The organism is Microbulbifer zhoushanensis, from assembly GCF_021729055.1.
Lineage (GTDB): Bacteria > Pseudomonadota > Gammaproteobacteria > Pseudomonadales > Cellvibrionaceae > Microbulbifer > Microbulbifer zhoushanensis.
This window is the reverse complement of sequence record NZ_JAJSAO010000002.1, coordinates 98,022-123,745: the sequence shown is the minus strand read 5'-3', so window position 1 is coordinate 123,745 and position 25,724 is coordinate 98,022. Positions and strand designations below refer to the sequence as shown.

Here is a 25,724-nt window from a genome sequence, read left to right as displayed (position 1 = left end):
CTGTTATCCATACGAGGACCGCGGCCAGCGGGCATTGCCCGCCACAACTGCTTGCCAGCAGCGGGCGTATTCCCTGCCCGGCCTGGATATGCAACTGGCGTGAAACCTGGCTACGCCGTCTCTGCTGTGGGCAGGAGAGACTGTATGGAGAGTCAATCGGGAATAGCGTGCTGGCCGGGGAAGCCGATCCGGCCCGGCCATATCAAAGCTTGTATAACTAGATAGACGACGGGCTACGACTTTACAATCGCGGCAGGGATTCCCCGGAAAAAAGAGGCGTCGTCTATCTGGGCGTGGGAAGTGGAAGCTTATTTTTCATCCGGGTTCCGGTCCCGGGGCGGCAGGCCGTGATACCAGTCGCGGTAGGGGGTGTTCTTCACCATGTAGCGGTTATAGTCGGGTGCGCCGTCATGCCACCAGGCTGGCCCGCGCTCACCGAGCGCCACCTTGGCTGCATGCACACCCTCGCGGGCGGCTTTTTCCGCCACCTCGTTGGCTGCTTTCCTGGCGCGTCCCACGGCGGAGCGGTGGCGCATCAGTTCTCGGGTCAGTCGCTCGCGCTCGCCCTCCGTAAGCGCCGGGTTACTCATGCGCCACAGCCTGCCCCGGACCACAAAGTAGCGGCCATCGGGTGTTACCGGGTAGCGCATATTCCCTTCCGCTCCTCCTATTCCTGTTCGGTCCTGTAAACCTGCATACCGCGGGCACGGTAGTTATCCAGCGCACCCTCATGGTCCAGCGAGCAGGTATGCACCCATACGCGGCGGGTGTTGCCCCAGTCCCACGCCGACTGCAGGGCGTGGGACAGCAGGTAGCCGCCAAAGCCGCGGCCAATAAACCGTGGCGCCAGGCCAAAGTAGGCAATCTGTACATTGCCTTCCCACTGCTTTTCCAGCTCATAGTAGCCGGCAATGGACCCGCGGTAATACGCCACCCAGGTACGCAGGGCCTGGCGTTCCGCATATGCCTTCCACTCTGCATCTGGCAGCGAGAGCCGGTCCACCCATTGCCATGGCTCCCCCACCAGCTGGTAGAGGTAGCGGTTGAAGCGGAATTCCTTTTCCTCTGCCTCTACCACCTCCAGCCCCTCGGGTTTGGGCTTGCTTTTGAGGCTTTGCTGGTCGGTCATCTCCAGGTAGTAGGTGGTGACTGGTTCAATATTGCTCAAGGTTTTGCTCTGGTAAAAAAGTTGCAGTGCAGCCGGCCGGTAGCCTGGTTCCGGGTAGCCCGTGAGCCTGTCGATCAAGGCGGTTACGCCGGTGGATTGACAATAGGTTATGTCGCGTTCCGTAACCTCCATAATAGTGCGCTGAATCCACGGCTGCGCAGGGAGAGGAACAGGCCGATAGCGATTTCCACAAGGGTGACCAGCAAGGTGATCATTGTACTGGCATAACGATCCCCCAGCTGATGACGCTCGGCGGTGTAGTACCAGAGCCAGATACCATTGTCGACCAGGTCGGGAAGCGCCCAGGAAAGTATATAGACACCCAGGATACAAAATGCGACAGCGAGTATGTCGGTAGCGCGGTCGGAGAAACTGATGGGATGCGAACTTTCAAACGGCAGCAACTTTCCGGCGACAGACATCGGGAAACGCATGAATATTGCGCTGGCAGCAAAGATGATGGCCAGTTCTGTCACGGCCAGGTAGGCAATAGCCGTGGTATCCCCGAAGTTGCTCTGGTTCAACATTGCAAAGGTTGCGTGGTGGCTGGAAATCGACTTGAGACCAATGATGGCCAGCATAATGCCGCATATCCTGATGCCTACGGCCAACAGTTCGATTGGTTTCATGGTGACGGACTCCCCTGAATTGCCATCTTTCTTCTAGCCCGCTCGGCTGCCATTCGGGACCGGGGATTCGGGGATGGCCAGGCACGGGCTGAGGCCATCCTCATAACCGATGTCGAACAGCATACCCTGTGAGGTCTCCCCAGCCATCTCTCTTTCCGGGAGGTTTACCACGAACAGCGCCTGCCGGCCCGTGATCGCCTGCGGGTTGTCTCGCTCCTGGCGGATACCCGCGAGGATAGAGCGCTGGTGGTCGCCAAAGTCCACGGTAAGCTTCATCAGCTTGCGTGATTGCGCGATCTCCGCCACCTCCAGAATGGTGCCGACGCGGATATCGAGCTTATCCAGAACCTCTACTGTAACCATGTCTTTTACGGGGGCAGGTCTCAATGTGATCTCTCCCTTACGATAAAGTTTTTCGTATATGCCCGGCACTCAACTGAAACCGGGCGTTCCTGCGATTTGCGCTTGTACAGGTGAAGCGGGGCAGGTTGAATAACTGGTTTCACTTATGAGGGGTAAGAGTCACAGCGGCGCTTGAACCAGCCGGTACGGCGCTCATGGTTGACGGGGCAGTTGTCCTGGCAGTTCTCACCGAGGTCATCGATGCTTGTGGCGTCGGGGTAAGTGGCCACCACTTCCCCGTCGATCACGTGGCTGTAGCCCGGATTACTGCTGTCGATCCTGAAGTGGTTCTTTTTCTCACCGATCAGGATCATATTGCCTGCGAGCGCGTAAACATCGAAGCGCCACATGCCCCAGGATGTCCAGTCGTACATTATCAGGCATGTGGACATGCTTTTCAGTGGTTCCTGCTTTTCCTGAGCATATCCCGGCGCGGAAAAAACCAGGGCGATTATTATCATTTTTATTTTTTTCATATGGCGTCTGCGCGAAATCTTGCTTGGTCGTTCCCTGTGGCTTCAGGGGCTACTTAAAATACCATATCAGCCTTCAGTCATACATGACGAGGCCAGTTCACCAATTTTGGTCTTATTCGTATCGTCAGATTTTCCCAGGGCACCAATCACGGCATCCCTGTTGCGTGCCGGTTGGTTCTGGATCAATTTCCATTGTCCCTCTATCGATATCACCTCGATTTCCAGTCCGACCACAGCCGTCAACATCTTCTGGATATAGTCCTCCGGCGCATCACTGATTGACCAGGCCTCCTCACCGGAGCCTTCCTGTTGGGCCGTCAGCTTTTCGAGGGTCTCATGGGTCCAGGCGGGATCATGCACAAAGTGCATGTTGCCTCGTATGTGCACACTCACATAATTCCAGGTGGGAACTGCCCTGCCGTGTTTCTGTTTGGTTGGGTAAAGACTGGGAGAAATAACAGTTTGGGCCATTAAAAATCAGTAACACTTCGGCGCCATCGCAGGCTTCCCGTCACAGGTGGCTTGCCCTGGCGATATGCCCCTGCAGAACCAGATTGCGATCACGTTCGGCAATAACCAGTGGCAGGTGGAATGCCTCAACCCCTGCTCCGTTACCGGTGACCAGGGTCGCAAGTGGATACTCGGCAATAATTTGTTTGATTTTTTCCGGGTCGGCCTGCCTGAATGGCTTTGGTGTATACATCTGCTGGTTTCACAGTTGTGCTGGTAAAAGCGCCCCTGACTCCGGGCGCCAATTAGGAGTGTCTAAAGGTCACTCGCCCGGGTTGTCCCGGCTATGCACCCGGGACTTGAAAGAACTTGATGCTGAGCGGGTATTGCCATAGTTCGCCCTCACTGGCCTTGACAGCTGCGATTACCACAAAAATAACCTCGACTAGCAGCAGGACGAAAAAGCCCAGGATGCCGATGACAACAAAAACCAGGATAGAGCAGATCAGGGCGTAGATGATTAAGCTGATCATCCAGTTGAGGATCACCTTCCCATGGCGATCAATCTCGACAGACTGATCCTTGTTGGTGGCCCACATGATGATGGGCAGCGCAAACCCGGCGACTGGCAAAAAGAAGCCGGTCAGCTGGCTGAGGTGCATCAGCATCAGGAATGTATTTTTATCCATTCCCCATGGTCTTATTTCATTCATTCCTTATCCCTCTCATTTCTTACTGCTCTTTGAATGGCTAGTGATTGTTCAAAGCGGTTTTTTCCGGCGGGTTAATTAGTCATCGGTAGCCCTGAAGTTATAGCCAGGCCGGATTTTTGCTTTGTTCTTCTCAGCCAGCCGCTCAACTGCATTGGCATCATTGTTTATCAGCTGTTCGAGCGCTTTGACCAGCTGGCCGCGTGATACCGATACCCACCTGTTCTGCCCGACAGCCCCGCACATGAAAATCGTCGCAAGCGTAGCCAGGAAAATTGTAAGATTGTGCTGAACACCAAGCACCTCCAGGGCAATCAATATCACCAGTGCCGTGATTGAGAGTGCCTGTAGGCCGTAAATGGCAGCCTGCTCTTTTCTCGCTTTTATCAGTATGTTTATGGTGTCTTCGCTGATCATCTTGACATTCTCCCCTGGTCGAAAGGTGTCGCGGCATGAGGGCGGTTCGTTGCCTCTGGCCCTGTCAGGCTTTCGCTCTGGAAGTGCTGCTCCATAGCGGCCACTTTTCATATCAGGCATGCTTTACCGTATGTCATTCAAGTGGCGTAGATGGAGCGCCTGTCCTTTAAAATTAGCCGAAAGGCACTAGGTCCAGCTGCCGGCTGCAATAACCGGGTACCAGATTAGAGCGACATAAAGCAGCGGTGCGCCAATTGCCACCACTGTCAGTGACAGGCCAGCATGCGGATAGAAAACCCTTTCATTAAAAACGATATGACTATTCAAAAGCCCGGCAACGTTGGTCAGGGTGGCTTTAAGTCGCAGAAGCCTTTCCCTAAGCTGTAACATGGATTGTTTCAGGTAGAGCAGTAAAAAGCCAATGGCGAACTCCGCACCCGCCAGCTCCGCAAGCATCACCACTTCGACAGCAAATGGCGCAATCAGGATAACGATTGACCAGAATAGAATCGCTCTTATTTGATGTCTGCCGGGCTTTATTTTCATGGCTTCCCTGTGCTGGTTTCCTGGATCAAATGTCGCTGGGCTACTGGCCGCGCCCGGAGTAATCCCGGCGGCGCGTTATGTGGACAGTGCTATGTGCCGGCTTCCCCATTAAGCAGCTGGTACCCGGCATAGGAGGCAGCAATGACCAGAATCCAGAACAGGATGCTGAGTACAACAACCAGGAAACCGTCTGGCTGCCTGCCAGGTTTCGTAAACGGTTTACATAACCAGTAGCCGGGCACCTGGAACAGGATTTCAGCCGCTATCGAAAATACAATTTCAAACAGGAACCGGCCCAATACCCGGAATATTCCTGTGAATACCTCTTCCATGAAGCTCCTCTCATTGCTCGGCAGGTTTTACCTGCCTGTCTCAGGCATGGTCATATCCCGGTTAATGGCAGTGTCGGGATGTGACTGTTTTCTTCCGTATGGACCCTATTTAACCACGCCGGATCGGTGTAATCCCGTGTAATTTCTGCGGGCTCAGTCAGCCGGTAATTACCAGCGCCTTTAGAAACAACAGTACCGCCGGATGGTCGGCGGCGGTGCGCTTGAAGGTGGCGGCGTTCTGGATTTCGTATTGGAACTGGTCCGGGCGCAGGGCGATAAGCTCGCCGTCCTGCTGGTGGCGCCTTGCCAGGTAGGAGGGAAGGAAGCCGATGAACTTTCCTGACTGGATCATGGCCAGGCGCGCTGCCATATGGTTGGCGGTGCTCTTGTTGGGAAACAGGCGATACAGGTGGGCGGCGCCGGAGAGCACCGCGTGGCTGGGGGCCGCCAGTTCCTGCTGGGTCAGTAACTCCTCACTAACATTGGGTTCTGAGGCCAGCGGGTGGCTGCGGTGACAGTAGAGTAGTGACTGGTGGTTGAACAGGGGGCGGTAATCCAGGCCCGGACGCCTGGTGTGCAGTGGGTTGATACCCACGTCCGCGCGACCGGCAAGGATTTCCAGCTCCAGTTCCTGTGGCGCGGCCAATTGCAGGTCCAGTTGCAGCTGGGGCGCACGTTCGCGGATGCCGGCCAGGGTGGCAGGCAGGTCCAGCTGGGGAATCTCCAGCGCGTCGTCCGGCAGTACGATGCGCAGGCTGCCGGTAAGCTGGGACTGGATGGCGTTGACCTGGCTCTTGAAGGCGGCCAGGTGGCCGTCCAGTTCGCCGATTGCCTGGTACAGGGCCTCGCCATCCGGGGTCAGCTTGAAGTCTGCGCGGCCTCGGGAGCGCAGGCACAGTTGCATGCCCAGGCGGGTCTCCAGGTCGGTGAGGTGCAGGCTGATGGTGGAGCGGCTGATGTTGAGTGCCACCTCTGCCGGGGCCAGTCCGCCCGCGCGCACCACCTCGCGGAAGACCCGCAGCAGCCGCAGGTCCATATCAGTGACTCGCCCACCCAGTGCCTTCTTGCCGCTCATCAGGTTATCCACTCTCGTTGAAAGACGGGTTTCCCGCCATGTCCGCGGGGCCCTGATGCGGGGAAACACCAGGGTAGGCGGCAGAATAGACCAAAGTTTGACGGGGGTAAATTTTAGTTGGAGAAAATACACTATGCGTCCTCTCGGCCCCCGTCCAGAATTCCGGGTATCTGCCCAAAGTCCACTAGATGCAAGGAGTCCGATAGTGCAGCTGGCAAAACCGGAATTGTTGAAGACACAGAACTATATCAATGGCCAGTGGCGGGATGCCGCCTCCTCTATCGAGGTGCGCGATCCGGCCAATGGGACGCTGCTGGCGGAGATCGCCGACGGCTCCGCGACGGACGCCGGGGCGGCGGTGGCTGCGGCCCATACCGCTTTGCCGGCCTGGCGCGAGAAGACCGCGGCCGAGCGCGCGGCGGTGCTGAAGCGCTGGCACCAGCTGATCATGGACAATGCCGATGACCTGGCCCGCATCCTCACCCTGGAGCAGGGCAAGCCACTGGCGGAGGCGAAGGGCGAGATCGCCTATGGCGCGTCCTATATCGAGTGGTATGCGGAGGAGTGCCGCCGCGCCTACGGCCAGACCATCCCCACCCACAATCCGGCCATGCGCCTGCAGACCATCCGCCAGCCCGTGGGCGTCGTGACCTGCATCACGCCGTGGAACTTCCCCAATGCGATGATCACCCGCAAGGCGGCACCGGCACTGGCAGCCGGCTGTACCGTGGTGATCAAGCCGGCCTCCGAGACGCCGCTGTCTGCGCTGGCCCTGTGCCAGCTGGCGGAGGAGGCGGGCCTGCCGGCGGGCACCATCAATATGGTGGTGGGATCCGACGCCCCGGCCATTGGCAGGGTATTGACCGAGGATGAGCGGGTGGCCAAATTCACCTTTACCGGCTCCACCGCCGTGGGCAAGATCCTGATGGCCCAGTGCGCCACCGGTGTGAAAAAGATGTCCATGGAGCTGGGCGGTAATGCGCCGTTTATCGTCTTCGATGACGCCGACCTGGACACCGCGGTCAGCGCCTGTGTGGCCACCAAGATGCGCAATGCCGGCCAGACCTGCGTGTCCACCAACCGCATCTACGTACACGAGTCGGTACACGACGAGTTTGTGGAAAAACTGCGGGCAAAGGTGGCGGAACTGCAGGTAGGCCATGGCACTGACGAGGGAGTTACCGTGGGTCCGTTGATTCACCGCCGCGCTGTCGAGCGGGTGGCGCAGCTGGTGCAGGACTCGGTCGACGCGGGTGCCACCATCGAACTGGGTGGCGACTTCCTGCCGGCGGGCGAGAACTACTATGCGCCCACGGTGATTTCGGGCGTAACCGATGACATGCGTATCGCACAGGAGGAGATCTTCGGCCCGCTGGCACCGGTGCAGAAATTCACCGACGAGGACGATGTAATCCGCCGTGCCAACAATACCCCCTACGGCCTGGCGGCTTATGTGATGAGTGAAAACATCCGCCGCGCCAACCGGGTGGTGGAAGCGCTGGAATACGGTATGGTGGCCTGTAACACGGGCGTATTCTCCACCACCGTGGCGCCTTTCGGCGGCAGCAAGGAATCCGGCATTGGCCGCGAGGGCGGTGTCGAGGGTATGGCGGAATTTTACGAAACCAAGTACTGCTGCTTTGGCGCCTGATATTGAACGACACGCAGGAGCGGCCAGCGGCCGCTCCTGCGGGACTGAAACAAATGTATGTGATCGGCCATAATGACGGTCACGGCACAGAGAGATAACACAAAGGGAAAACCCGGAGTAAAGACTATGTCCGAAATGAACAGTGATGCATTCTGGATGCCATTCACCCCGAATCGCTCCTTCAAGGCGGCGCCGCGTATTGTCGAGCGCGCCGAGGGTATTTACCTGATGGAGAAGGATGGCCGCCAGATTATCGACGCGACCGCCGGCCTGTGGTGTTCCAACGCGGGCCACTGCCGCACCGAGATTGCCGACGCGATCCACCAGCAGGCGAAGAAGCTGGATTACAGCTCCATCTTCAACTTCGGCCACGAACTGAGTTTTGAATATGCCAACCGGCTGGTGCAGTACACGCCGGACGGACTCAACCGGGTATTCTTCGGCAATTCCGGTTCCGAGGCTGTGGAGAGTGCCCTGAAGATTGCGCTGCAGTACCAGCGCGCCCGCGGCAAGGGTACCCGCACCATGTTTATTGGTCGCGAGAAGGGTTACCACGGGGTGAACTTCGGCGGCATTTCCGTGGGCGGTATCGCACCCAACTACCAGAGTTTTGGCCAGCCGGTGAAGGCCAACCATATGCGCCATACCCTGGATATCGAGCGCAATGCCTTCAGTCGCGGCCTGCCGGAGCACGGCGTGGAACTGGCGGAGGACCTGGAGCGGCTGGTGGCCTTCCACGGCGCCGACCAGATCGCCGCGGTGATTGTCGAGCCCTTCTCCGGCGCCGGCGGTGTGGTGCTGCCGCCCAAGGGCTACCTGAAGCGCATCCGCGAGATCTGCGACCAGCACGACCTGCTGCTGATTTTCGATGAGGTGATCTCCGGCTGGGGCCGCACCGGTTCCGCGTTTGCGTCCATTGAGTGGGACGTGACCCCGGACATGATTACCTCGGCCAAGGGCATTACCAATGCCGCCGTACCGCTGGGTGCGGTGTTCGTGCACGACCATATCTACAACACAGTGATGAACGCCGCCCCCGAGGGCATGGTGGAGTTCTTCCACGGCTACACCTATTCCGCCCACCCGGTGGCCTGTGCCGCGGGCATGGCGACCCTGGATATCTACGAGCGCGAGGGCCTGCTGACCCGCGCCTCGGGCGATATCGGCAAACACTGGGAAAATGCCCTGCACAGCCTGGCGGACCTGGACAATGTGATCGATGTGCGCAACTACGGCCTGGTGGGCGCGATCGAGCTGCGCGCGCCGGCGGAGCTCAAGGGCAAGTTCGGCGGCAAGGCTTCCATGGCGGCCTGGGATGCGGGTGTGATGGCGCGCGGCATCGGCGATGCCCTGTGCATGTCCCCGCCCCTGATCATCGAGGAGCACCAGATCGACACCATCGTCGAGAAACTGCGCGGTGTGATCCAGTCCCTGGCGTAACGGCCAACGGGCTTTTGGCGACAGGCGGGCTTTGCCCGCTTCCTGTCGCCATTGCCTACACTGAAAGAGGGCCTGTTAGCAGGCCCTTAATGCGGCCCGGTGTCGCGATCCAGGCGTTTGCAGAGTCGGCTGGTGATCGCGATTCCCGGGCCGCGCCTGTGTCCGGTTGTCCCGGGCAGTTTCCTGTCCCCATCCTCTTTATCACGATAGCCGCTCCCCGGTCACTTTGGACAGATATGCTCCCGCACTACAATCTGTGAGTATCAATGTCCCAGAGGGAGACCATTCCATGGACTATGAAACCACTACCATGGCCACACGCCCGGTACTGCGGGTACTCACCGAGAACTGGTGGGTGCTGCTCCTGCGCGGGGTCTGCGCGGTGCTCTTCGGTATCCTCGCCTTTATCTGGCCGGGGCTGTCACTGCTGACTCTGGTGATCCTGTTCGGGGCCTTTGTCTTCGCCGACGGTTTCCTCGCGTTGGTGGCGGCGGTGCTGGGACGGCATGAATCCACGCCCCTGTGGTGGCTGATCATTGCCGGGCTGGTGAGTGTTGCGGCGGGTATCGCGACCTTTATCTATCCGCAGGTGACCGGACTGGTGCTGATGATCTTTATTGGCAGCTGGGCACTGGTGCGCGGGGTATTCGAGGTAATCGGGGCCATCCGCCTGCGCCAGGAAATACAGCAGGAATGGTTGCTGATCGCCTCCGGCCTGTTGTCGGTGATTTTTGGAATTGCGGTACTGGTGAGTCCCGGTGCGGGGGCGCTGGCACTGCTGTGGGTAATTGCTGGCTATGCCATTGCCTTCGGCCTGCTGGAGATCTGGCTGGCGCTCCGGTTGCGCAAATATGGCCGGGCGGCGGCCTGACGGCAAGATGCCGGAAACCGGTGCTGGCGACAGGACCCCGAAGCGCCTGGATCAGTCCCGGCGATTGAAGCGGTGCCAGCGTCTTGCGCGCTGGCTGCCAAACGGATGCACGACTGCGCCCGGGCCGGTTTTACGGCCGCAGGCGGCGTAGGGGTTAGTGCGGGAGTCCCTGCCGGTGCCGAAGAAATGCTGTACCGCCTGCTCGGCTTCCGCGCGGCATGGGTAGGGGCCGAAGCACCGCCCACCGCGTACCTGGAAATACCAGTCGTCCCCGAGCTTGTAGAAACGGTCCGATCGCGGCGGGATGCCGCGGCCGGTTTCACCGGCGCGATGCTGGTGCATGTCGACCCTCCTGGAAACCGACCGCTACCCTGCGCCGGTTTCAGACTGCCTGAGGTACTGCTGCCAGGCGCTGGCTAGCGCCCGGCTTTGGCTACCCTCGGTTCCTGCTCGCGGTAGCGCACCGCGTAGAGATTCAGGCCCTTGAGGACATTCAGGGCCTCGAAAATCTGGTTGTCGTCCGCATACCACAGTTCGCGGCCGGCCTTCTCGCGCTGGCGATCGGCCGCTGTGCGGTCCTCGCCACCGTTGCCGTTACCCAGGTGGCCCGCCAGGTCCGCCTCGGTGGTGCGCGCGGGGCCCTCCATGCGCGTCACCTTGACCCGCTCGACGACAATATCCGGTGTAATGCCCTGGGCCTGGATGGAGCGGCCATTGGGGGTGAAGTAGAGCGCGGTGGTGAGTTTGATCGCGCGCTCATTGTTGATCGGGATCACGGTCTGCACCGAGCCCTTGCCGAAGCTGTCTGTGCCCATGACCACCGCGCGGCGATGATCCTGCAGCGCGCCGGCGACAATCTCTGCGGCAGAGGCGGAGCCGTCGTTGATCAGCACTACCAGCGGCACACCGTCGGTGAGGTCGCCGGGTTCTGCGGAGTAACTCAGGTTGGCGGATTCGCTGCGACCCTCGGTGTAGACCACCAGCCCTTCCTCGAGGAAGGCATCGGCCACTTCCACGGATGACTGCAGCACCCCGCCGGGATTATTGCGCAGGTCCAGCACCAGTCCTTTCAGTTTACCCTTGTCCTGCAGCTTGCGGATTTCCCGCATCACATCGGTGCCGGTGTCCAGCTGGAACTGGCTGATGCGCAGGTAACCGTAACCCTCGTCCAGCACTTTGCTGCGGACACTGCGCACGCGCACGGTATCGCGCTTGAGGGTGACATCGAAGGGTTGCTTGTAGCCCTTGCGGGCAATGGTCAGGGTCACGGAGCTGCCCCGCGGTCCACGCATACGCTCGACTGCCTCATCCAGGCTCAGTCCCTTGAGGGACTTGCCGGCGAGGCGCAATATCACGTCGCCGGCCTTGAGCCCGGCGCGCGCCGCTGGTGTGTCGTCCATGGGAGTGATTACGGTGATATGCTCGTTCTCGATCCCCACCTCGATACCCAGGCCGGCAAACTCGCCGGTGGTATTGGCCTGCAGGTCGTCAAACGATTCGCGGTCGAGGTAGGACGAGTGTGGGTCCAGGCCCTGGAGCATGCCGCGAATGGCATATTCCAGCAGGGTGCTGTCATCCACTTCCTCGATATATCCCTGGCGTATCTGTTCGAACACCTTGGCAAAGCTGCGCAGGTCTTCCAGGGGCAGGCGTGTAGTGGCGGAGGGTATCACCTGTTCGGCCGGGTCCCCCTCGCTGAGCCCCATCAGAGGCAGGGCGGTGAGAGCGGCTGCGCCCAGGAAGGTGGTCAGCGCCTTGGGTTTGAACATAACGTCGGGACCTCTGCCTTATTGCTCGCTTCTTTGCAAAAGTGTAGACCGCGGCGGCTGGCAGAGTTTTCAAGTTGGCGCGACACTCAACCGTGTGCAAAAACGGAGTGCCACTTGCTGACACGGGCGCCGAAAGCGGTTCGATGCAGCGGCCCGCTTTCTGCCCCGCCCTGAAGCGCGCTTTTCATTGCCTTTTTGCCGGGCTCAGGAAAGCGCGGTTATCGCGATGATAGACAAAAAGTGCGCGCGTCATCGAAAGCCCGGTGGGGCCCTGCGGCTGGACTTTCCAGTCTGTGTTATTCATGTATTCACCGCTGCGCCGCCGGGCCGGCACACGGGATTCGATCCGCGACACGGTTATGTTTTCGGCGGGAAGTCACCGGATCAGGTTGTTATCGGGGTATGCGAATCCCGGCCCGCGCCGGGATGGGGAAACTGGCTGGTGGTGCGGCAGGCTAACGGCGGGGCAGGGAGGACTCTGCGGGGATAATTATCCCCGGCACCAAACCGTGGGGTCCTGCGGTTTGCCGCGGTGGCGGATTTCGAAATAGACGCCGCTGTATTCCAGCCCGCCGCTGTTGCCCACCCGTGCAATGGTCTCACCGCGCTCCACCCACTCGCCCAGGCTGCGGGTTAGCGACTGGTTATGGGCGTAAAGGCTCATGTAGCCGTCGCCGTGATCGAGGATCACCAGCATGCCCTGGCCGCGCAGGTAATCGGAAAAGACCACGCGGCCGCGGTGAATCGCCCGTACCGGTGTGCCCTCGCCGGCGCGGATGGTAACGCCCTTCCAGGTGATGCCATTGTTGCGGCGCTGGCCAAAGGCGTTGGCGCGGCGGCCCTGGGCCGGCCACTGCATGCGGCCGCGCTGTTTGGCAAAGGGCATCTGGTCCTCGGGGTTGACCAGTGCCGCGATGGCCCGGCCCACTTCATCCACCAGCCGCTGCAGGCGGCTGCGGTCACCCTGCAACTGTTTCAGTTCACCACTCTTGTCGGCCAGTCGCGCGGCCAGCTTGTCGAGCGTCGCCTGGCGCGAGCGCTGCGCACTGACCAGCTGTTGCTCGCGGTCTTCCAGTTGCTTTCGCTCTGCGTCAAGCGTGTCACGCTCGTGCCGAATACTGGTGCTGACGGTGTCGAGATTGGTGAGGGTTTCGAGGTAGTCGTCGATAACGCGGCTGCGTTCTTGGAGGAAGTATTCGTGGTAGCGGAGCTGGCGGGCGATGTGCTGCGGGTCTTGCTGGTTGAGGAGCAGCTTGACCTGCTCCTGTCTGCCGAGTCGGTAAGCGGCGGCGACTTCCTGCTCGACCCGCCGCTGCATACTTCGTCGCGATTCTTCCAGCTGCTGCTGTTCTTCCTTCAATTCCTTCAGCTTGTCGGTGCGACTGCGCATGTCGTTCTTGATCTTGTCGATGCGCTTGTGCAGTTCGGAAATATCGCGCTCGTTACGCTCCAGGTCCTTGAGCAACTGGTCGCGCTCGCTGCGGACCTGGTTCAGCTCTTCCTGCAGCGACTCGATACGTTGCTTGATTTCCCGCAGCCGCTCCTGCTGTTCCTGCTCGCTCTGGGCGAACGCCGGCAGTGCCAGCAGGGTGGCGAAAACAATTACCAGTAACTTCATGCTTTGAATTGCACCAGGTTTTTTCCAGTCATTTCTTCCGGCTGCTGCAGCCCCATCAGGGCCAGCATGGTCGGGGCCACGTCCGCCAGGCTGCCGCCGTCGCGCAGGCTGACATCGCGCTTGCCGACGTAGACGAAGGGCACCGGCAGGGTCGAGTGCTGGGTGCTGACCTGGCCGGAGCCGGCGTCGAACATTTCCTCGACATTGCCGTGGTCGGCGGTGATCAGTACCTCGCCCCCGGCGGCCAGTGCCGCATCCACCACGCGGCTAACGCAGGTGTCCAGGGCCTCGACAGCCTTGACTGCCGCCTCGAACACGCCGGTATGGCCCACCATGTCGCCGTTGGCGTAGTTGCAGATGATCGCATCGTAGTCGCCACTGTCGATGGCTGCCACCAGCTTGTCGGTGACTTCCGGCGCGCTCATCTCCGGCTGCAGGTCATAGGTAGCGACATTCGGTGACTTGATCAGTTCCCGTACCTCGCCCTCGTACGGTTCCTCGCGGCCACCGCTGAAGAAGAATGTGACGTGGGCGTACTTTTCCGTCTCGGCAATACGCAGCTGGCGCTTGCCCTGCGCGGCCAGGTACTCGCCAAACGAATTGACCAGCTTTTCCGGCGGGAAGGCACAGCTGGCCTGGATGTCGGCCGCGTACTCGGTGGTCATGACGAAGTCTGCCAGCCTGGGCGTGGACTGGCGCTCGAAGCCGTCAAAATCCGCCTCGGTGAATGCGCGCGTCAGCTGGCGCGCGCGGTCGGGGCGGAAGTTCATGAATACCAGTGCGTCGCCGTCGGCAATCGGCGCGGCATCGCCCACCAGGGTGGGGGCTACGAACTCGTCGTTCTCGCCGCGCTCATAGGCGGCATCCAGGCCCGCCATGGCGTCCGGGGCACTGTGCGCGGCCACGCCCAGGGTGAGCATGTCGTACACGGACTGGGTGCGGTCCCAGCGCTGGTCGCGGTCCATGGCGAAGTAGCGCCCGGCCAGGGTGGCAATGCGGGCGTTGCCCACCGAGTCGCAGACCTGCGTGAGGCGCTCCAGCGAGGGCCTGGCGCTGCGCGGCGGGGTATCGCGGCCGTCGAGGAAGGCGTGCAGGTAAATCCGTTTGGCGCCGCGCTGGGCTGCCAGGGTCACCATGGCCACGATGTGGTCCTCGTGGCTGTGCACGCCGCCCTCGGACAACAGGCCCATGATGTGCACGGCGCCGTCGTTGGCGATCGCCTTGTCCACGGCTGCGGTGTAGGCCGGGTTGCGGAAGAAGTCGCCGTCCTCGATCGCCTTGTTGATGCGGGTGAAGTTCTGGTACACGACCCGGCCGGCCCCGAGGGTCATATGGCCCACTTCCGAGTTGCCCATCTGGCCTTCCGGCAGGCCCACTGCCATGCCCGAGGTCTGGATCAGGGTTTTCGGCTGTTCGGCCCAGATCCGATCCCATACCGGGGAGTTCGCCGCAGAAATGGCGTTGTGCTCAGTGGTGTCACTGTGGCCGAAGCCGTCCAGGATCAGCAGGACCAGGGGACGATGGGTCGAGGGCATGGTGTGCGGGTTCCTGTAGTTTGTTGGTCGAACGAGATAAGGACGCGGATTTTAACCTGTTTGGCGGCCCGGGGTCAGGTATTGCATCCCGAAGATCTGGTTAAGATTTACTCACAATGGTGTATACTCCCGCCCTCTCCGGTCCCACGGGGCCGGAGCCGGATATTCGGTGCCGGCGCCATGGCGCCGGCGGGACGAGCAAAAACAAGACAAGAAGATAGGGGGACGAATTGGACTTCTTCGTCTTTATGAGTGAGCAGTGGCTGCTGGTCAGCCTGCTGGTGATCCTGTTATACGCGTTTGCCTTCAGCGAGCGCTTCCGGGCCGGCACGCCGGCCTCGGTGCACGAAGTGACCCGATTGATCAACGTGGATGGCGCACAGGTGCTGGATGTGCGCGATAAGGCTGAGTTCCGTGCCGGACATATCGTCGATGCGCTGAATATCCCCCATAGTGAAGTGGCGGACCGCATCGGCGAGCTGGAGAAGCTCAAGGACAAGCCGCTGATCGTGGCGGACAAGATCGGCCAGCATGCGGGCGCCGTGGGGCGCCAGCTGAAAGCGCGCGGCTTCCAGGTGCGTCGCCTGCAGGGCGGTATGTCCGAGTGGAGCAACCAGAACCTGCCGCTGGTCAAGGGCTAGTGGCACGGCGCCCCGGTGCGTCGATCGACTGAGTGGTACCCGACATGCAAGAAGTAACCATCTACACCACCCGCTTCTGTCCTTTCTGTGTGCGCGCCAAGTACCTGCTGGATCGCAAGCAGGTGCCCTACCGCGAGATTCCCGTGGACGGCAACCCGCAGAAGCGCGCCGAGATGACCGCCCGGGCCGGTGCCCGGACGGTGCCGCAGATCTGGGTCGGTGACGAGCATGTGGGTGGCTGTGACGAGCTGATGGCTGCGGAGCGCAGCGGCGAGCTGGACCGGTTGCTGCGGGCCTGAGGGGCATCACCCGCTCACCTGCGCCTGCTAGCGTCAGCGGATGGCTGGCAGCGGATCATCCAGGTGCCGGTTCCGCCCCTGGCGGGATTGTCACCCCGAACGTCAATTTATGGCCTTGAAATGGCATTCGCAGGCCCCATTGAAAGACCCATACAAGGAGTCTTTCTCAGGGAAGGCATAGAGATAAACCATTGAGCATAAAGAACAGGCAGTGACATGGCTGAAGAACAAAACGGCGCAGCGGCAAACGCAGAGGCTTCCAACGTACAATTCCAGATGCAGCGCATCTACCTGAAGGACCTGTCCTTCGAGACCCCGATGGGGGCTGAGGTTTTCAAGAAACAGTGGAAACCGCAGGTTAACCAGGAACTGAACACCAAGACCGCCAAGATCGAAGACGATCTGTACGAAGTGGCGCTGACCCTGACGATCACCGTCAAGCTGGAAGACGAGACCGCCTTCCTGGTGGAAGTACAGCAGGCCGGCCTGTTCGGCATCACCGGGCTGGAAGGCCAGCAGCTGGCACAGGCACTGAACACTGCCTGCCCGCAGATCCTCTTCCCGTACGCCCGCGAAGTGGTCGACAACGTGGTTACCAAGGGTTCCTTCCCGGCCCTGATGCTGCCGCCGATCAACTTCGACGCGCTGTTCTCTGCCGCCATGCAGCAGGCGCAGCAGCAGGCAGAGCAGGGTTCCGAGGAAAAAGCGGAAGCCTGATAGGCGGAAACTTCCCGCCCAGCGAAAAGGCCCCAACCGGGGCCTTTTTTCGTTTTGGGTTGCCACCGGCTTGCCGGGCCGCCAGAGAGTGGTAGTCTGGCGGCAATTGCCCCGGGGAGATAAGGATGGACTGGGATTTACCACGGCCGTTTGTCTGGCCGGTCACGGTGGAGGCCGTGCATGTCGATGGCCTGCACCACGCCAACAATGCGGAGTACGTCCGCTGGTGCGAGCGCGCCGGCTGGAACCACAGTGTGGAACTGGGGCTGGATGTCACTCATTACCAGGCTCTCGACCGGGGAATGGCAATTCGTCACGCCGAGTACGACTATATACTGGCGGCGAGGGAGGGCGACGAGCTGCTGTTTGGCACCTGGCTGACCAGGGTGGACGGGCGACTCAATATGACCCGTCGCTTCCAGGTGTTCCGCGCTGCCGACAGCGCGCTGGTCCTGCGGGCCCAGTGGCAGATGGTGTGCATTGAATTGTCCTCGGGCCGGCCGCGGCGCATGCCGGCGGAGTTCCGTGAGATCTATACCCCGGCGGTGGTGACTGACGAGTAGGGCGCCTCCCCGATGTAATAACCGATTACAGCCAGTGGAGAAGGATCATGACTGAAGAGTTTGTCACCCTGACGGATAACACCGGTGCCCTCAAGGGCCGGACTCTTTTCATCACCGGCGCCAGCCGCGGTATCGGGCGCGCCATCGCGCTCAAGTGCGCCGCTGACGGTGCCAATATCGTGATTGCGGCGAAGTCCGATGAGCCACACCCCAAGCTGCCCGGTACCATCCATTCGGTGGCGGCCGAGGTGGAGGCGGCAGGCGGCAAGGCGCTGGCGCTCAAGGTGGATGTGCGCGAGGAAGACCAGGTGGCTGAAGCCATGGCGCAGGCCGCGGATACTTTTGGTGGCATCGATGCGGTGGTCAATAATGCCGGTGCCATCAATCTCACCAATGTGGAGTCCACCTCGCCCAAGCGCTATGACCTGATGCAGACGGTCAACAGCCGCGCGGTTTACCTGACCGCCCACCTGGCGATTCCCTACCTGAAGAAATCCAGCTGCGGCCATATCCTCAGCCTGTCGCCGCCGATCAACCTGCAGCCGCAGTGGCTGGGGCCGTTTGCGCCCTACGCCCTGTCCAAGTTTGGTATGACCATCCTCAGCATGGGCCTGGCCGAGGAGCTGCACGAAGCCGGTATCAGTGTTGCAACCCTGTGGCCGCGCACCCTGGTGGCGACTGCGGCGATCGAGTTTGCGGTGGGCAACCGCGAGATGTTCCAGCAGAGCCGCAAGCCGGCGGTAATGGCTGATGCCGCCTACGAAATCCTGGTGACGGAAAACATGGCCCTGAGCGGCCGGCAGGTTATCGATGAGGAGCTGCTGGGGGAGCGCGGGGTAAGTGATTTTACGGATTACGCGCACAATCCGGACAATGCGGCCAACCTGGCCCTGGACCTGTTCCTGGATCCGTAAGCCGTCGTGGGGGAGGTAAGATGACGACTGACAATAACCTGTTTCAGGATGCGCTGGGCGAGCTGGGAGACGTGCGCCCGATCGAGCAGGAGCGCAAGGTCGCGCTCAGGAAGGATGACCCGCGCAACCGGGTAAACCGGCAGGCGCGTCGCGAGGCCGCCACTGCGGAAACCGCACGCGAACTGAACCCGCTGGGGGGGGAGTTCGTGGAGCCGGTGGATCCCTGGGATCCGCTGGAGTTCAAGCGCGATGGCGTACAGAACGGCGTTTACCGCAACCTGCGCCTGGGCAAGTACCGCGTGGATGCCCGCCTTGACCTGCACCGGCACACGGTGGAGATGGCCCGCCGGGCACTGTTCGAATTTGTGCGCGACTGCCTGGAAGCTGACGTGCGCTGCGCCCTGGTTACCCACGGCAAGGGCGAGGGGCGCAAGCAGCCGGCGCTGCTGAAAAGCTGTGTTAACGCCTGGCTGCCACAGTTGCCCGAGGTGCTGGCATTCCACAGCGCGCAGAAGCAGCATGGTGGCCTGGGGGCGACCTATGTGTTGCTGCGCAAGAGCGAGCGCAAGCGCCAGGACAACCTGGAGCGTCACCAGCGCCGCAAGTAAAGCCCTTCCCCCCGGCGCCGGGCGGGCACAAAGTCCGCCCCTGCGGGCAGTGCGGGTAAACCCCAGGCCGAATTTCCTTGCCCTTTCGTGGTGGGGCCACAGACACGCCTCGATCCATTGCCACCGTAGCTGGAGGGGCGGACCTTGTGTCCGCCCTTTTCCTCACATGGCTAACCCCCTTTATGATCGCCGGCACAGGCCGTGATCCTGATATGTTCAGGTACAGCGGGAACCTGTCCACGATAAATATTTACCTGGGAGAGATTCTGGGAAAAATAAAGAGCTGGGCGTATGTGGGCAGGGAGTTTTCAGGGGATTTAATTTGTTTGTAATGTTTCCGGCCTATCATCCCTTTCCAGCGAATGGCTGACCGGCCGCACCGTCAAGGTCGTGTGGGTGGTGCAGGCTTCGTTGATCTTCTCTCATCATCTTGATTGCGTAAATCGCGCTTGCGGCCCACTGCGGGCCGCTTTCTTTTTATTCCCCGGTATTGGCCAGGTAACCGTCCGCGCGGGTTCAGGGTGGCGGGGTTTCCGCGGGCTGGAATTCCAGCCTGGTTGCGCCTGCAGCTCCCTCGAGAATCAACAGCTCGCCATCGAACGACAGTTGCTCGGTCTGCGGCAGGGCCAGCAGGAAATCCTGCTCCAGTTCGCTGCTGTCGCGAAGGTCGATCATCGGGGCAACCGCGGGGGCTTTCGGCCAGGAAAGCTGGTCGCCGGAGCGGGACAGGCGGCCAGTGTAGGGGTTGGAACCGGAGTTACCACGAACATACCCCAGTGCATCGCAGGTGAAGTAGGGGCGCTCCCGCATCAGCTTGCGCCACAGCAGGCCAGTGCGATGCTCCCGGCCATCCACCTTCAGGCTTTTCAGTAGCCAGGGTTGCCCGCAGAGAGAGCGTGGTTCCAGGCTCCCTGCCATATCCTCGCTGCCCGCCAGGCCACAGCCGTGCAGGGCGCTGGCAAGGGTCAGCAGGCAGGCGGTCAGTATTGGCAGGCGGGGATTCACCATATCGGGAAACTCGTTGTTTTTCCGGTATTTAAGCGAATATCGGCCTGGGTTACTGTGTCCCAGTTCAAGACTGTGACCCAGTTCAAGACTGTGGCCCGGTTAAGGACAGTACCCCGTCACAGCACTTTGCAGGACTGAAGGTGACGGGATCTATCAGTGTGATTACACGTCAGGGTTTGTGGGGGTCAGATTTCCGCCTTGACGAACTCGATGTAGATATCCCCCGGCGGGTCGCGCAGGATCAGGCGGTTGCCTCCGGACTTGGTAAAAGCCTGGCGGGTGCCGGCCAGCGCGCGCAGGAACTGGTTTTCCTGCTGCATCAGTGGCTCCGGCCCGGCCATCTTGGTGGATGCAAAGCTGGAAGTGTCCCAGAGGATCAGCCCGTTATCGGTAATCTGCAGGGAGCCGCGGTAGGTGTTGATGCCGCTCTTGCCCATCACGTTGCCTTCCCGGTTGCACAGGAAAGTGAAGCGGCCGGTATCCTCGACCGACACCATGTCACCATTGAGGCGCAGGCGCTTGAGTTCCCACCGGTTACCGCAGACACTGCCGAGGCTGCCGGCACTCTGGGTCACCTGGGGTTCGTCTGTGCCGATGCCGATACAACCGGTCACCACAATGGCCAGTCCCGCCAGCCATAATTGCGCCAGTCTACTCATAACCGTATCGCTCCATGCTCGCATGCAAAAAGGCGGCGCAACTTCCCTGCGCCCATGGCCAAGCTTAGTCCCTGCCCGATGCCACTGCCGCCGGTCCGGATGATTTCGGCGACAAGCTATGCTTACAGGGTGTTACACGCCCCCAGCTGGAATGGAACTGGAACCAAGGGATCCCGGCTTCACCATGTTCAGACGTACAAAAATTGTCGCGACACTCGGCCCGGCTACCGACAAGGCCGACGTGCTCGCACACCTGATCAGCGCCGGTGTGGATACCGTGCGTCTCAACTTTTCCCACGGCCAGGACAGCGACCACCGCCGCCGCGCCGATGAGGTCCGCGCCGAAGCAGCACGGCAGGGGCGGCATGTGGCTGTACTCGGGGACCTGCAGGGTCCGAAGATCCGGGTGGGGCGATTCAGTGAAGGCCGGGCTCACCTGGAAAAGGGCACTGCCTTCACCCTGGATCCACAATGGCAGTCTGGGGGCGGTAATGGCACTGGCGTATCGGTGGACTACCGGGAGCTGGCCGCCGACTGCGCCCCGGGCGATATCCTGTTACTGGACGACGGGCGCCTGCGCCTTGCGGTAGAAACCGTGGTCGACAATGTGGTGCACACCCGGGTCGAGGTGGGTGGCTGGTTGTCGAACAACAAGGGCATCAACAAGCTCGGTGGCGGGCTTACCGCGCCGGCACTGACCACCAAGGATCGCCGCGATATCGAGCTGGCGGCGCAGCTGGAGGTCGATTACCTGGCGGTGTCCTTTCCCCGCGATGCCGATGATATCCAGCAGGCGCGGCAGCTGCTGCGCACCGCCGGCGGGCAGGCGCATATCGTCGCCAAGATCGAGCGCGCCGAAGCGGTAGCGGACGAGGAAAACCTGGATCGGCTGATCCTGGCCAGTGATGCAGTCATGGTGGCCCGGGGCGACCTTGCAGTTGAGATTGGCGACGCCGAACTGATGGGGGTGCAGAAATACCTGATCAAGCGCGCCCGCTACCTGAACCGGGTGGTAATCACTGCCACCCAGATGATGGAATCGATGATCTCCAGCCCGGTGCCCACCCGTGCCGAAGTGTGCGACGTGGCCAATGCGGTGCTGGACGGCACTGATGCTGTAATGCTGTCGGCGGAAACCGCGGCGGGGGATTACCCGGTGGATACCGTCGAGCATATGGCCGAGGTGATCCTGGGGGCCGAAAAGCACCGGGTCCTGCGCCGGCCGCCCCGGGTCATGCAGGATAATTATCCCGCCGGCGACGAGTGCATCGCCATGGCGGCGATGACCATCGCCAACCACTGCCGGGATATCAAGGCCATTATCTGCCAGACCGAAACCGGCAACACTGCCCTGCTGATGTCGCGTGTGCGCGCGGATATTCCCATCTTTGCCTTCTGCCGGCACCAGTCTTCCTGTAACCGGGTGGCACTTTACCGGGGGGTGGATCCGGTACACATGCAGGTCGAGGGGTTGGATGCGATGGCCCGGGATGAACAGGCAATCCGCCACCTCAAGCAGCGAGGGTTCCTGAAGCCCGGGGATTTTGCACTGGTCTCCCGCGGTTACCACCAGGACGTCGGTGGCAGTACCGATACATTGCGTATTATGCAGGTGGAGTAATACCGATGCCCGGGCGGCTTTCATTACCCGAGGGGGAAATCGTATAGTTAGGGCTGTACCGGGCAATAGCAGAAACTGGCGCAGCAATGCTGAACAGAAATATCGTGCGGGCCGGCGTGCTCGCCACTTTCGCAGTAACAATTGCAATATCAGGCGGGTGCGCTTCCCCCGGTGCACCGGTAGCGAAGCCCGCCGGGCATACTTCACTCTCCTGCCAGGGAGACCCGGCGGTAGGTGTAATCGCCAGCGATGCCTCCCACAGGCGCCTGGCTGCGGCCTTCTTCCGTGAGGGCAGTCGCTTCCAGTTACGTAACCTGTATACCGAGGAAACGCAGGTGCTTTTCGATGGCAAGCCGATCTTCGAGCAGTGTTCCGGTATTGCCAGGACCATCGACAGCGAAGCGCGGGCCCGCGAGATCCTCAGGCTTGCCGGCCCCGGGCACTGGCAAAAGCTGGTGGGCACCAGGGTATTTGCCTGTCGCAATGATCGCGCCGGCTGGTTTTTCTTCCTGAAAGAGCCGGGCGGTTTTATCGGCTACGCGGGCAAGCGCCAGTTACCGGTCTTCCTGGTCGGTATGCAATGCGAGCCGGACCAGTAGCCTGGAGTGCCTGCACCGGCGCGACCGGTTTACGAGCGCACGCAACGCACCAGCGTTTTGGTTTCCAGCTCCTGTTCCACACAGTGAAATTTCTGGCCGTTCAGGCTCAGTGCTCTGGGGGATCCCTCGGGCGCGGTCGTGCTGGCACAACCGGCAACTCCTGTCGCCAAGGCCACTGCTAGCAGAATACAACCTAATTTCTGCACCGCAGATACCTCGTGTTTTCGGGTTTTCAGTCGGAAAAACAATGCATCTCCTGACAGCCTAGGGGAACCAGGTGTCAATGTGAGGCTTGCGGCGCCAATTTGTGCAAAGCCACGCCGATCACATCAGCCGGGTCTTTCGTCAAACCTGTAGGGGCGGACCTCGTGTCCGCCCTTTTCCTGCACAGCCCGCGATCCCGTGGCCAACCCACTGCAGGTGATATTTTCCCAGTAGCCGGCCGGGCGGACGCAAGGCCCGCCCCTGCTAGGAAATCGTATGTAATCACCCGGAAGGCAGGATATCGGTAAGCGTCGGTGCCAGGATGGACGGGAGGTACAGAAACAAAAAAGCCGCGCTCCGAAAGGAGCGCGGCAAGTCGTATGCTCAAGGAGCGTGGGGAGCAATCCGGCTCCCCCGAGAGAAAAGTTCCTGTGAGAAGAAAGGTTAGAAGTTGTAGCTGCCGGTCAGGGCGATGGTGCGCGGGGCACCGTAGAACCCGGTATCGAATGGCCCGCCGAAGGCGTAACCGGCGATGCGGTATTCCTCATCGGCCAGGTTTTTGCCCACCAGGCCCAGCTGCCAGCTGCTGTCCGGGCTGTAGTAGGTGGCTGTCATGTCCACCAGGGTATAGGCCTCCTGGTCCAGCAGGCTGGGTGTTTCGAAAATCTGCGTATCGGCACGGTAGGAGATGGTCGGGTTGATGACCAGTTCCGCACCGCTCTGGAAGGGCAGGGAATAGTTCAGCTGGAACATCGCGGTGGTATCCGGGGTGTTCTGCAGGTCGCGCTGATCGGATACGTCCACGCCGCCGGTGATGAATTCCAGGAATTCAGTATCAGCGTAACCCAGGGCCAGGTTGGCCATGAGGTTGTCAGTCATGGCGAGCGTTGCTTCCAGTTCAAGGCCCTGGATCCGGGCCTCACCGGCGTTCAGCACGGCACTGGCAAAGCCACCACCCTCGACGAACTGCTGAACAGTTACCTGCATATCTTTGTAGTCAGCGCGGAATGCGGCGGCGTTCAGGCGCAGGCGATTGTCGAAGAGATCCGATTTCACACCGAATTCATAGGTATCGACGGTCTCCGGGTCAAAGCCGTCAACAGTTGACGGCAGCTGGCTGGCATCGCCACGCATGTCGAAACCGCCACTCTTGAAGCCAGCGCTATAGGTCGCGTAGACCATGGTGTCGTCGTCGATCTGGTGGTCGATGCCGATATGCGGGGTGAACTCACCCCAGCTGTCACTGTTTTCATAGTCGGTCAGGGCGCCAAGGAAGATCGCCGGGTCGCCGCCGGGTTTGTACTTGTTGGCGAACAGCGGGCTGTAGGTGCCGGCAAAGTTGCCCTTGAATACTTCTGCATCTTTCTCGTCGCGGGTGTAGCGACCGCCGAGGCTCAGGTTCCAGTCGGCAGCAAAGCTCCAGTTGTAGTGGGCGTAGGCCGACAGGCTGGTGGTATCAACGGAACCGGCAACCTGTTGGGTCAGGCCTACCGGAAGAATCGGGTTGGCGGGGTCCGGGTTGAGGTTCAGGTAACCCAGTACTGCGTCAAAGGCACCGGCGGCGGTACCGGTGTAGTAGTAAATGCCGGTTACCAGGTCGGAGTTGGTACCGGTCCAGTTCAGCTGGAATTCCTGCGAGGTCTGGTCGTCCTCGTAGTAGGCCGGCACATCGAAGTCCGGGCGATTGACACTGTCGAAGTCGATGGCGGTCTCGGTCTCACCCTGGCGGTAGGCAGTGGTGGACTTGAGGGTGACACTGTCAGAGACGTCCCACTCGGCGGTAACAGAAGCACCGCTGGTTTCCACTAGGTTGTCGTACAGCATGTTGGACTGGGTGTCGTAGACGCTATCGAGCACCGGCTCGCCAGCCAGGCCCGGGGCAAAGCGATGGCCGTGCTTGGGTGCGGATTTGTCTGTGGTCTGGTCTGCGGCAATACGCACCCAGAGGTCGTCCGACGGGTTGAGTTCCAGGGCTGCCCGGGCACTGACCACGTCTTTGTTGTACTGCTCGTCCCCGGTGATGACGTTCTCGCCATAGCCGTCGCGCTGGAAGCTGGCGATGGCGCCACCCAGGTAGACGCCGTCGGCGATGGCGGTGGAGCCGGCCACTTTCAGGTCGGTCTGGCTGTAGCTGCCCAGGGCGCCGCTGACACGGAGGGTCGGGTCACCGGTCATCTTCTTGGTGACGTATTTGACCGCACCACCGATGGTGTTCTTGCCGTACAGGGTACCCTGCGGGCCGCGCAGGACTTCCACGCGCTCAACGTCGAGGATGTCCAGTACAGCGCCCTGTGGGCGAGCCAGGTAAACGTCATCCACGTAGATACCAACACCCGGCTCGAAGCCCCACAGCGGATCCTGCTGGCCGATGCCGCGGATATAGGCAGTCAGGGTAGAGTTGGTGCCGCGGCTGGCCTGCAGGGTGGTGTTCGGGGACAGCTTCTGGATATCGGTCAGGTCGCTGACGCCGTTCTGCATCAGCACGTCTTCGCTGATCGCGGTCACGGCCACCGGAACTTCCTGCAGGGACTGCTCACGCTTCTGCGCGGTCACGGTGACTTCCTCCAGCGCCGGCTGTTGGGCGTAGCTGAAGGTGGCGCCGCAGGCCAGCATGACGCCGGCGGCCAGGGGGTGGAATTTTATTGCTCTCATCGTGGCACTCTCCATTCACCAATTTATGGTTTTTATCGATGGTTCCACTGTATCCGCTCATGGCCCACTTGCCTGTTAGACCAAGGTATGACGCGGTTACAGCTGCGGGTGGAGGACAACTGTCACTGGCTGGGGTAAGGTTTGACGAAA

At 60.8% G+C, this 25,724-nt stretch carries 30 protein-coding genes; 11 read left to right on the top strand and 19 right to left on the bottom strand.

Annotation, left to right across the window (positions count from 1 at the left end; genetic code table 11):
• Nucleotides 1-308: 308 nt before the first annotated feature.
• The 12 genes from LVD10_RS04070 to LVD10_RS04020 form a co-directional block, all read right to left on the bottom strand.
• Complete coding sequence (locus LVD10_RS04070) at nt 309-650, bottom strand: hypothetical protein (protein ID WP_232939942.1); 342 nt, start codon at nt 648-650, stop codon at nt 309-311.
• A gap of 17 nt (nt 651-667) precedes the next feature.
• Nucleotides 668-1,168, bottom strand: coding sequence for a GNAT family N-acetyltransferase (locus LVD10_RS04065; protein ID WP_232939940.1), 501 nt, complete (start codon nt 1,166-1,168; stop codon nt 668-670).
• Nucleotides 1,169-1,275: 107 nt separating this feature from the next.
• Nucleotides 1,276-1,797, bottom strand: a complete 522-nt coding sequence (locus tag LVD10_RS04060; protein ID WP_237061978.1) for a hypothetical protein — start codon at nt 1,795-1,797, stop codon at nt 1,276-1,278.
• Nucleotides 1,798-1,830: 33 nt separating this feature from the next.
• Nucleotides 1,831-2,184, bottom strand: coding sequence for a hypothetical protein (locus LVD10_RS04055; RefSeq protein WP_237061976.1), 354 nt, complete (start codon nt 2,182-2,184; stop codon nt 1,831-1,833).
• Between the two features lie 119 nt (nt 2,185-2,303).
• Nucleotides 2,304-2,591: a hypothetical protein gene (locus LVD10_RS04050; RefSeq protein ID WP_237061974.1), complete on the bottom strand. Its 288-nt coding sequence runs from the start codon at nt 2,589-2,591 to the stop codon at nt 2,304-2,306.
• Nucleotides 2,592-2,741: 150 nt separating this feature from the next.
• Nucleotides 2,742-3,146: an FMN-binding negative transcriptional regulator gene (locus LVD10_RS17915; RefSeq protein ID WP_255774548.1), complete on the bottom strand. Its 405-nt coding sequence runs from the start codon at nt 3,144-3,146 to the stop codon at nt 2,742-2,744.
• A gap of 40 nt (nt 3,147-3,186) precedes the next feature.
• The gene (locus LVD10_RS17910; RefSeq protein WP_255774547.1) at nt 3,187-3,378 is read right to left on the bottom strand and encodes an FMN-binding negative transcriptional regulator; all 192 of its coding nucleotides are present in this window, start codon (nt 3,376-3,378) and stop codon (nt 3,187-3,189) included.
• 91 nt (nt 3,379-3,469) lie between these two features.
• Nucleotides 3,470-3,838: a DUF4870 domain-containing protein gene (locus LVD10_RS04040; RefSeq protein WP_232939931.1), complete on the bottom strand. Its 369-nt coding sequence runs from the start codon at nt 3,836-3,838 to the stop codon at nt 3,470-3,472.
• Nucleotides 3,839-3,913: 75 nt separating this feature from the next.
• Complete coding sequence (locus LVD10_RS04035) at nt 3,914-4,252, bottom strand: hypothetical protein (RefSeq protein WP_232939930.1); 339 nt, start codon at nt 4,250-4,252, stop codon at nt 3,914-3,916.
• A 186-nt stretch (nt 4,253-4,438) separates the two neighbouring features.
• Nucleotides 4,439-4,798, bottom strand: a complete 360-nt coding sequence (locus LVD10_RS04030; protein WP_232939929.1) for a hypothetical protein — start codon at nt 4,796-4,798, stop codon at nt 4,439-4,441.
• Nucleotides 4,799-4,887: 89 nt separating this feature from the next.
• Complete coding sequence (locus LVD10_RS04025) at nt 4,888-5,130, bottom strand: hypothetical protein (RefSeq protein ID WP_237061972.1); 243 nt, start codon at nt 5,128-5,130, stop codon at nt 4,888-4,890.
• A gap of 157 nt (nt 5,131-5,287) precedes the next feature.
• Nucleotides 5,288-6,205, bottom strand: coding sequence for a LysR family transcriptional regulator (locus LVD10_RS04020; protein ID WP_232939927.1), 918 nt, complete (start codon nt 6,203-6,205; stop codon nt 5,288-5,290).
• Nucleotides 6,206-6,410: 205 nt separating this feature from the next.
• Here LVD10_RS04020 and LVD10_RS04015 point away from each other — a divergent pair, with 205 nt between their 5' ends.
• From LVD10_RS04015 to LVD10_RS04005, 3 genes are all read left to right on the top strand, one after another.
• On the top strand, nt 6,411-7,856 hold the full coding sequence (locus LVD10_RS04015; RefSeq protein WP_232939926.1) for an NAD-dependent succinate-semialdehyde dehydrogenase: 1,446 nt from the start codon (nt 6,411-6,413) through the stop codon (nt 7,854-7,856).
• Nucleotides 7,857-7,982: 126 nt separating this feature from the next.
• The gene (gene aptA, locus LVD10_RS04010; RefSeq protein WP_232939925.1) at nt 7,983-9,296 is read left to right on the top strand and encodes an omega-aminotransferase AptA; all 1,314 of its coding nucleotides are present in this window, start codon (nt 7,983-7,985) and stop codon (nt 9,294-9,296) included.
• Nucleotides 9,297-9,585: 289 nt separating this feature from the next.
• Nucleotides 9,586-10,167, top strand: coding sequence for an HdeD family acid-resistance protein (locus LVD10_RS04005; protein WP_232939924.1), 582 nt, complete (start codon nt 9,586-9,588; stop codon nt 10,165-10,167).
• A gap of 51 nt (nt 10,168-10,218) precedes the next feature.
• Here the strand turns inward: LVD10_RS04005 and LVD10_RS04000 are convergent, their stop codons facing one another.
• The 4 genes from LVD10_RS04000 to gpmI form a co-directional block, all read right to left on the bottom strand.
• Complete coding sequence (locus tag LVD10_RS04000) at nt 10,219-10,509, bottom strand: DUF6316 family protein (protein ID WP_232939923.1); 291 nt, start codon at nt 10,507-10,509, stop codon at nt 10,219-10,221.
• Between the two features lie 74 nt (nt 10,510-10,583).
• On the bottom strand, nt 10,584-11,936 hold the full coding sequence (locus LVD10_RS03995; protein ID WP_305080368.1) for a S41 family peptidase: 1,353 nt from the start codon (nt 11,934-11,936) through the stop codon (nt 10,584-10,586).
• 490 nt (nt 11,937-12,426) lie between these two features.
• Nucleotides 12,427-13,554, bottom strand: coding sequence for a murein hydrolase activator EnvC family protein (locus LVD10_RS03990; RefSeq protein ID WP_232939922.1), 1,128 nt, complete (start codon nt 13,552-13,554; stop codon nt 12,427-12,429).
• Nucleotides 13,551-15,089, bottom strand: a complete 1,539-nt coding sequence (gpmI, locus tag LVD10_RS03985) for a 2,3-bisphosphoglycerate-independent phosphoglycerate mutase (protein WP_237061970.1) — start codon at nt 15,087-15,089, stop codon at nt 13,551-13,553. The genes LVD10_RS03990 and gpmI overlap by 4 nt, the downstream gene beginning before the upstream one ends.
• A 230-nt stretch (nt 15,090-15,319) precedes the next feature.
• On the opposite strand from gpmI, the gene LVD10_RS03980 reads away from it, so the two are divergent.
• From LVD10_RS03980 to smrA, 6 genes are all read left to right on the top strand, one after another.
• The gene (locus LVD10_RS03980) at nt 15,320-15,730 is read left to right on the top strand and encodes a rhodanese-like domain-containing protein (RefSeq protein ID WP_232939918.1); all 411 of its coding nucleotides are present in this window, start codon (nt 15,320-15,322) and stop codon (nt 15,728-15,730) included.
• Nucleotides 15,731-15,774: 44 nt separating this feature from the next.
• Nucleotides 15,775-16,029 (top strand): glutaredoxin 3, encoded by a 255-nt coding sequence (gene grxC / locus LVD10_RS03975; RefSeq protein ID WP_232939916.1) that lies wholly within the window; start codon nt 15,775-15,777, stop codon nt 16,027-16,029.
• A 216-nt stretch (nt 16,030-16,245) separates the two neighbouring features.
• On the top strand, nt 16,246-16,746 hold the full coding sequence (secB, locus tag LVD10_RS03970) for a protein-export chaperone SecB (RefSeq protein WP_232939914.1): 501 nt from the start codon (nt 16,246-16,248) through the stop codon (nt 16,744-16,746).
• Between the two features lie 125 nt (nt 16,747-16,871).
• Nucleotides 16,872-17,309: an acyl-CoA thioesterase gene (locus tag LVD10_RS03965; protein ID WP_232939912.1), complete on the top strand. Its 438-nt coding sequence runs from the start codon at nt 16,872-16,874 to the stop codon at nt 17,307-17,309.
• A 47-nt stretch (nt 17,310-17,356) separates the two neighbouring features.
• The gene (locus tag LVD10_RS03960; RefSeq protein WP_232939910.1) at nt 17,357-18,223 is read left to right on the top strand and encodes an SDR family oxidoreductase; all 867 of its coding nucleotides are present in this window, start codon (nt 17,357-17,359) and stop codon (nt 18,221-18,223) included.
• A gap of 20 nt (nt 18,224-18,243) precedes the next feature.
• Complete coding sequence (smrA, locus tag LVD10_RS03955) at nt 18,244-18,831, top strand: DNA endonuclease SmrA (protein WP_232939908.1); 588 nt, start codon at nt 18,244-18,246, stop codon at nt 18,829-18,831.
• A gap of 516 nt (nt 18,832-19,347) precedes the next feature.
• Here the strand turns inward: smrA and LVD10_RS03950 are convergent.
• Together LVD10_RS03950 and LVD10_RS03945 are read right to left on the bottom strand one after the other, a co-directional pair.
• Nucleotides 19,348-19,839: an META domain-containing protein gene (locus LVD10_RS03950; protein ID WP_237061968.1), complete on the bottom strand. Its 492-nt coding sequence runs from the start codon at nt 19,837-19,839 to the stop codon at nt 19,348-19,350.
• 185 nt (nt 19,840-20,024) lie between these two features.
• Nucleotides 20,025-20,498 (bottom strand): META domain-containing protein, encoded by a 474-nt coding sequence (locus LVD10_RS03945; protein WP_232939904.1) that lies wholly within the window; start codon nt 20,496-20,498, stop codon nt 20,025-20,027.
• A 184-nt stretch (nt 20,499-20,682) separates the two neighbouring features.
• Here LVD10_RS03945 and pyk point away from each other — a divergent pair, with 184 nt between their 5' ends.
• Together pyk and LVD10_RS03935 are read left to right on the top strand one after the other, a co-directional pair.
• Entirely contained in the window at nt 20,683-22,119 is a 1,437-nt protein-coding gene (pyk, locus tag LVD10_RS03940; RefSeq protein WP_237061966.1) for a pyruvate kinase, read from the top strand.
• An 86-nt stretch (nt 22,120-22,205) separates the two neighbouring features.
• Nucleotides 22,206-22,718: a hypothetical protein gene (locus LVD10_RS03935; RefSeq protein WP_237061964.1), complete on the top strand. Its 513-nt coding sequence runs from the start codon at nt 22,206-22,208 to the stop codon at nt 22,716-22,718.
• A 648-nt stretch (nt 22,719-23,366) separates the two neighbouring features.
• Here LVD10_RS03935 and LVD10_RS03930 read toward each other — a convergent pair.
• On the bottom strand, nt 23,367-25,574 hold the full coding sequence (locus tag LVD10_RS03930; protein WP_232939899.1) for a TonB-dependent receptor: 2,208 nt from the start codon (nt 25,572-25,574) through the stop codon (nt 23,367-23,369).
• Between the last annotated feature and the right edge of the window lie 150 nt (nt 25,575-25,724).

Coding starts and splice junctions, on each gene's coding strand:
- LVD10_RS04070 (WP_232939942.1), bottom strand. CDS start 650: ATGCGCTACCCGGTAACACCCGATGGCCGCTACTTTGTGGTCCGGGGC.
- LVD10_RS04060 (WP_237061978.1), bottom strand. CDS start 1,797: ATGAAACCAATCGAACTGTTGGCCGTAGGCATCAGGATATGCGGCATT.
- LVD10_RS04050 (WP_237061974.1), bottom strand. CDS start 2,591: ATGTCCACATGCCTGATAATGTACGACTGGACATCCTGGGGCATGTGG.
- LVD10_RS17915 (WP_255774548.1), bottom strand. CDS start 3,146: ATGGCCCAAACTGTTATTTCTCCCAGTCTTTACCCAACCAAACAGAAA.
- LVD10_RS17910 (WP_255774547.1), bottom strand. CDS start 3,378: ATGTATACACCAAAGCCATTCAGGCAGGCCGACCCGGAAAAAATCAAA.
- LVD10_RS04040 (WP_232939931.1), bottom strand. CDS start 3,838: ATGAATGAAATAAGACCATGGGGAATGGATAAAAATACATTCCTGATG.
- LVD10_RS04035 (WP_232939930.1), bottom strand. CDS start 4,252: ATGATCAGCGAAGACACCATAAACATACTGATAAAAGCGAGAAAAGAG.
- LVD10_RS04030 (WP_232939929.1), bottom strand. CDS start 4,798: ATGAAAATAAAGCCCGGCAGACATCAAATAAGAGCGATTCTATTCTGG.
- LVD10_RS04025 (WP_237061972.1), bottom strand. CDS start 5,130: ATGGAAGAGGTATTCACAGGAATATTCCGGGTATTGGGCCGGTTCCTG.
- LVD10_RS04020 (WP_232939927.1), bottom strand. CDS start 6,205: ATGAGCGGCAAGAAGGCACTGGGTGGGCGAGTCACTGATATGGACCTG.
- aptA (WP_232939925.1), top strand. CDS start 7,983: ATGTCCGAAATGAACAGTGATGCATTCTGGATGCCATTCACCCCGAAT.
- LVD10_RS04005 (WP_232939924.1), top strand. CDS start 9,586: ATGGACTATGAAACCACTACCATGGCCACACGCCCGGTACTGCGGGTA.
- LVD10_RS04000 (WP_232939923.1), bottom strand. CDS start 10,509: ATGCACCAGCATCGCGCCGGTGAAACCGGCCGCGGCATCCCGCCGCGA.
- LVD10_RS03995 (WP_305080368.1), bottom strand. CDS start 11,936: ATGTTCAAACCCAAGGCGCTGACCACCTTCCTGGGCGCAGCCGCTCTC.
- LVD10_RS03990 (WP_232939922.1), bottom strand. CDS start 13,554: ATGAAGTTACTGGTAATTGTTTTCGCCACCCTGCTGGCACTGCCGGCG.
- gpmI (WP_237061970.1), bottom strand. CDS start 15,089: ATGCCCTCGACCCATCGTCCCCTGGTCCTGCTGATCCTGGACGGCTTC.
- grxC (WP_232939916.1), top strand. CDS start 15,775: ATGCAAGAAGTAACCATCTACACCACCCGCTTCTGTCCTTTCTGTGTG.
- secB (WP_232939914.1), top strand. CDS start 16,246: ATGGCTGAAGAACAAAACGGCGCAGCGGCAAACGCAGAGGCTTCCAAC.
- LVD10_RS03965 (WP_232939912.1), top strand. CDS start 16,872: ATGGACTGGGATTTACCACGGCCGTTTGTCTGGCCGGTCACGGTGGAG.
- LVD10_RS03960 (WP_232939910.1), top strand. CDS start 17,357: ATGACTGAAGAGTTTGTCACCCTGACGGATAACACCGGTGCCCTCAAG.
- smrA (WP_232939908.1), top strand. CDS start 18,244: ATGACGACTGACAATAACCTGTTTCAGGATGCGCTGGGCGAGCTGGGA.
- LVD10_RS03950 (WP_237061968.1), bottom strand. CDS start 19,839: ATGGTGAATCCCCGCCTGCCAATACTGACCGCCTGCCTGCTGACCCTT.
- LVD10_RS03945 (WP_232939904.1), bottom strand. CDS start 20,498: ATGAGTAGACTGGCGCAATTATGGCTGGCGGGACTGGCCATTGTGGTG.
- pyk (WP_237061966.1), top strand. CDS start 20,683: ATGTTCAGACGTACAAAAATTGTCGCGACACTCGGCCCGGCTACCGAC.
- LVD10_RS03935 (WP_237061964.1), top strand. CDS start 22,206: ATGCTGAACAGAAATATCGTGCGGGCCGGCGTGCTCGCCACTTTCGCA.
- LVD10_RS03930 (WP_232939899.1), bottom strand. CDS start 25,574: ATGAGAGCAATAAAATTCCACCCCCTGGCCGCCGGCGTCATGCTGGCC.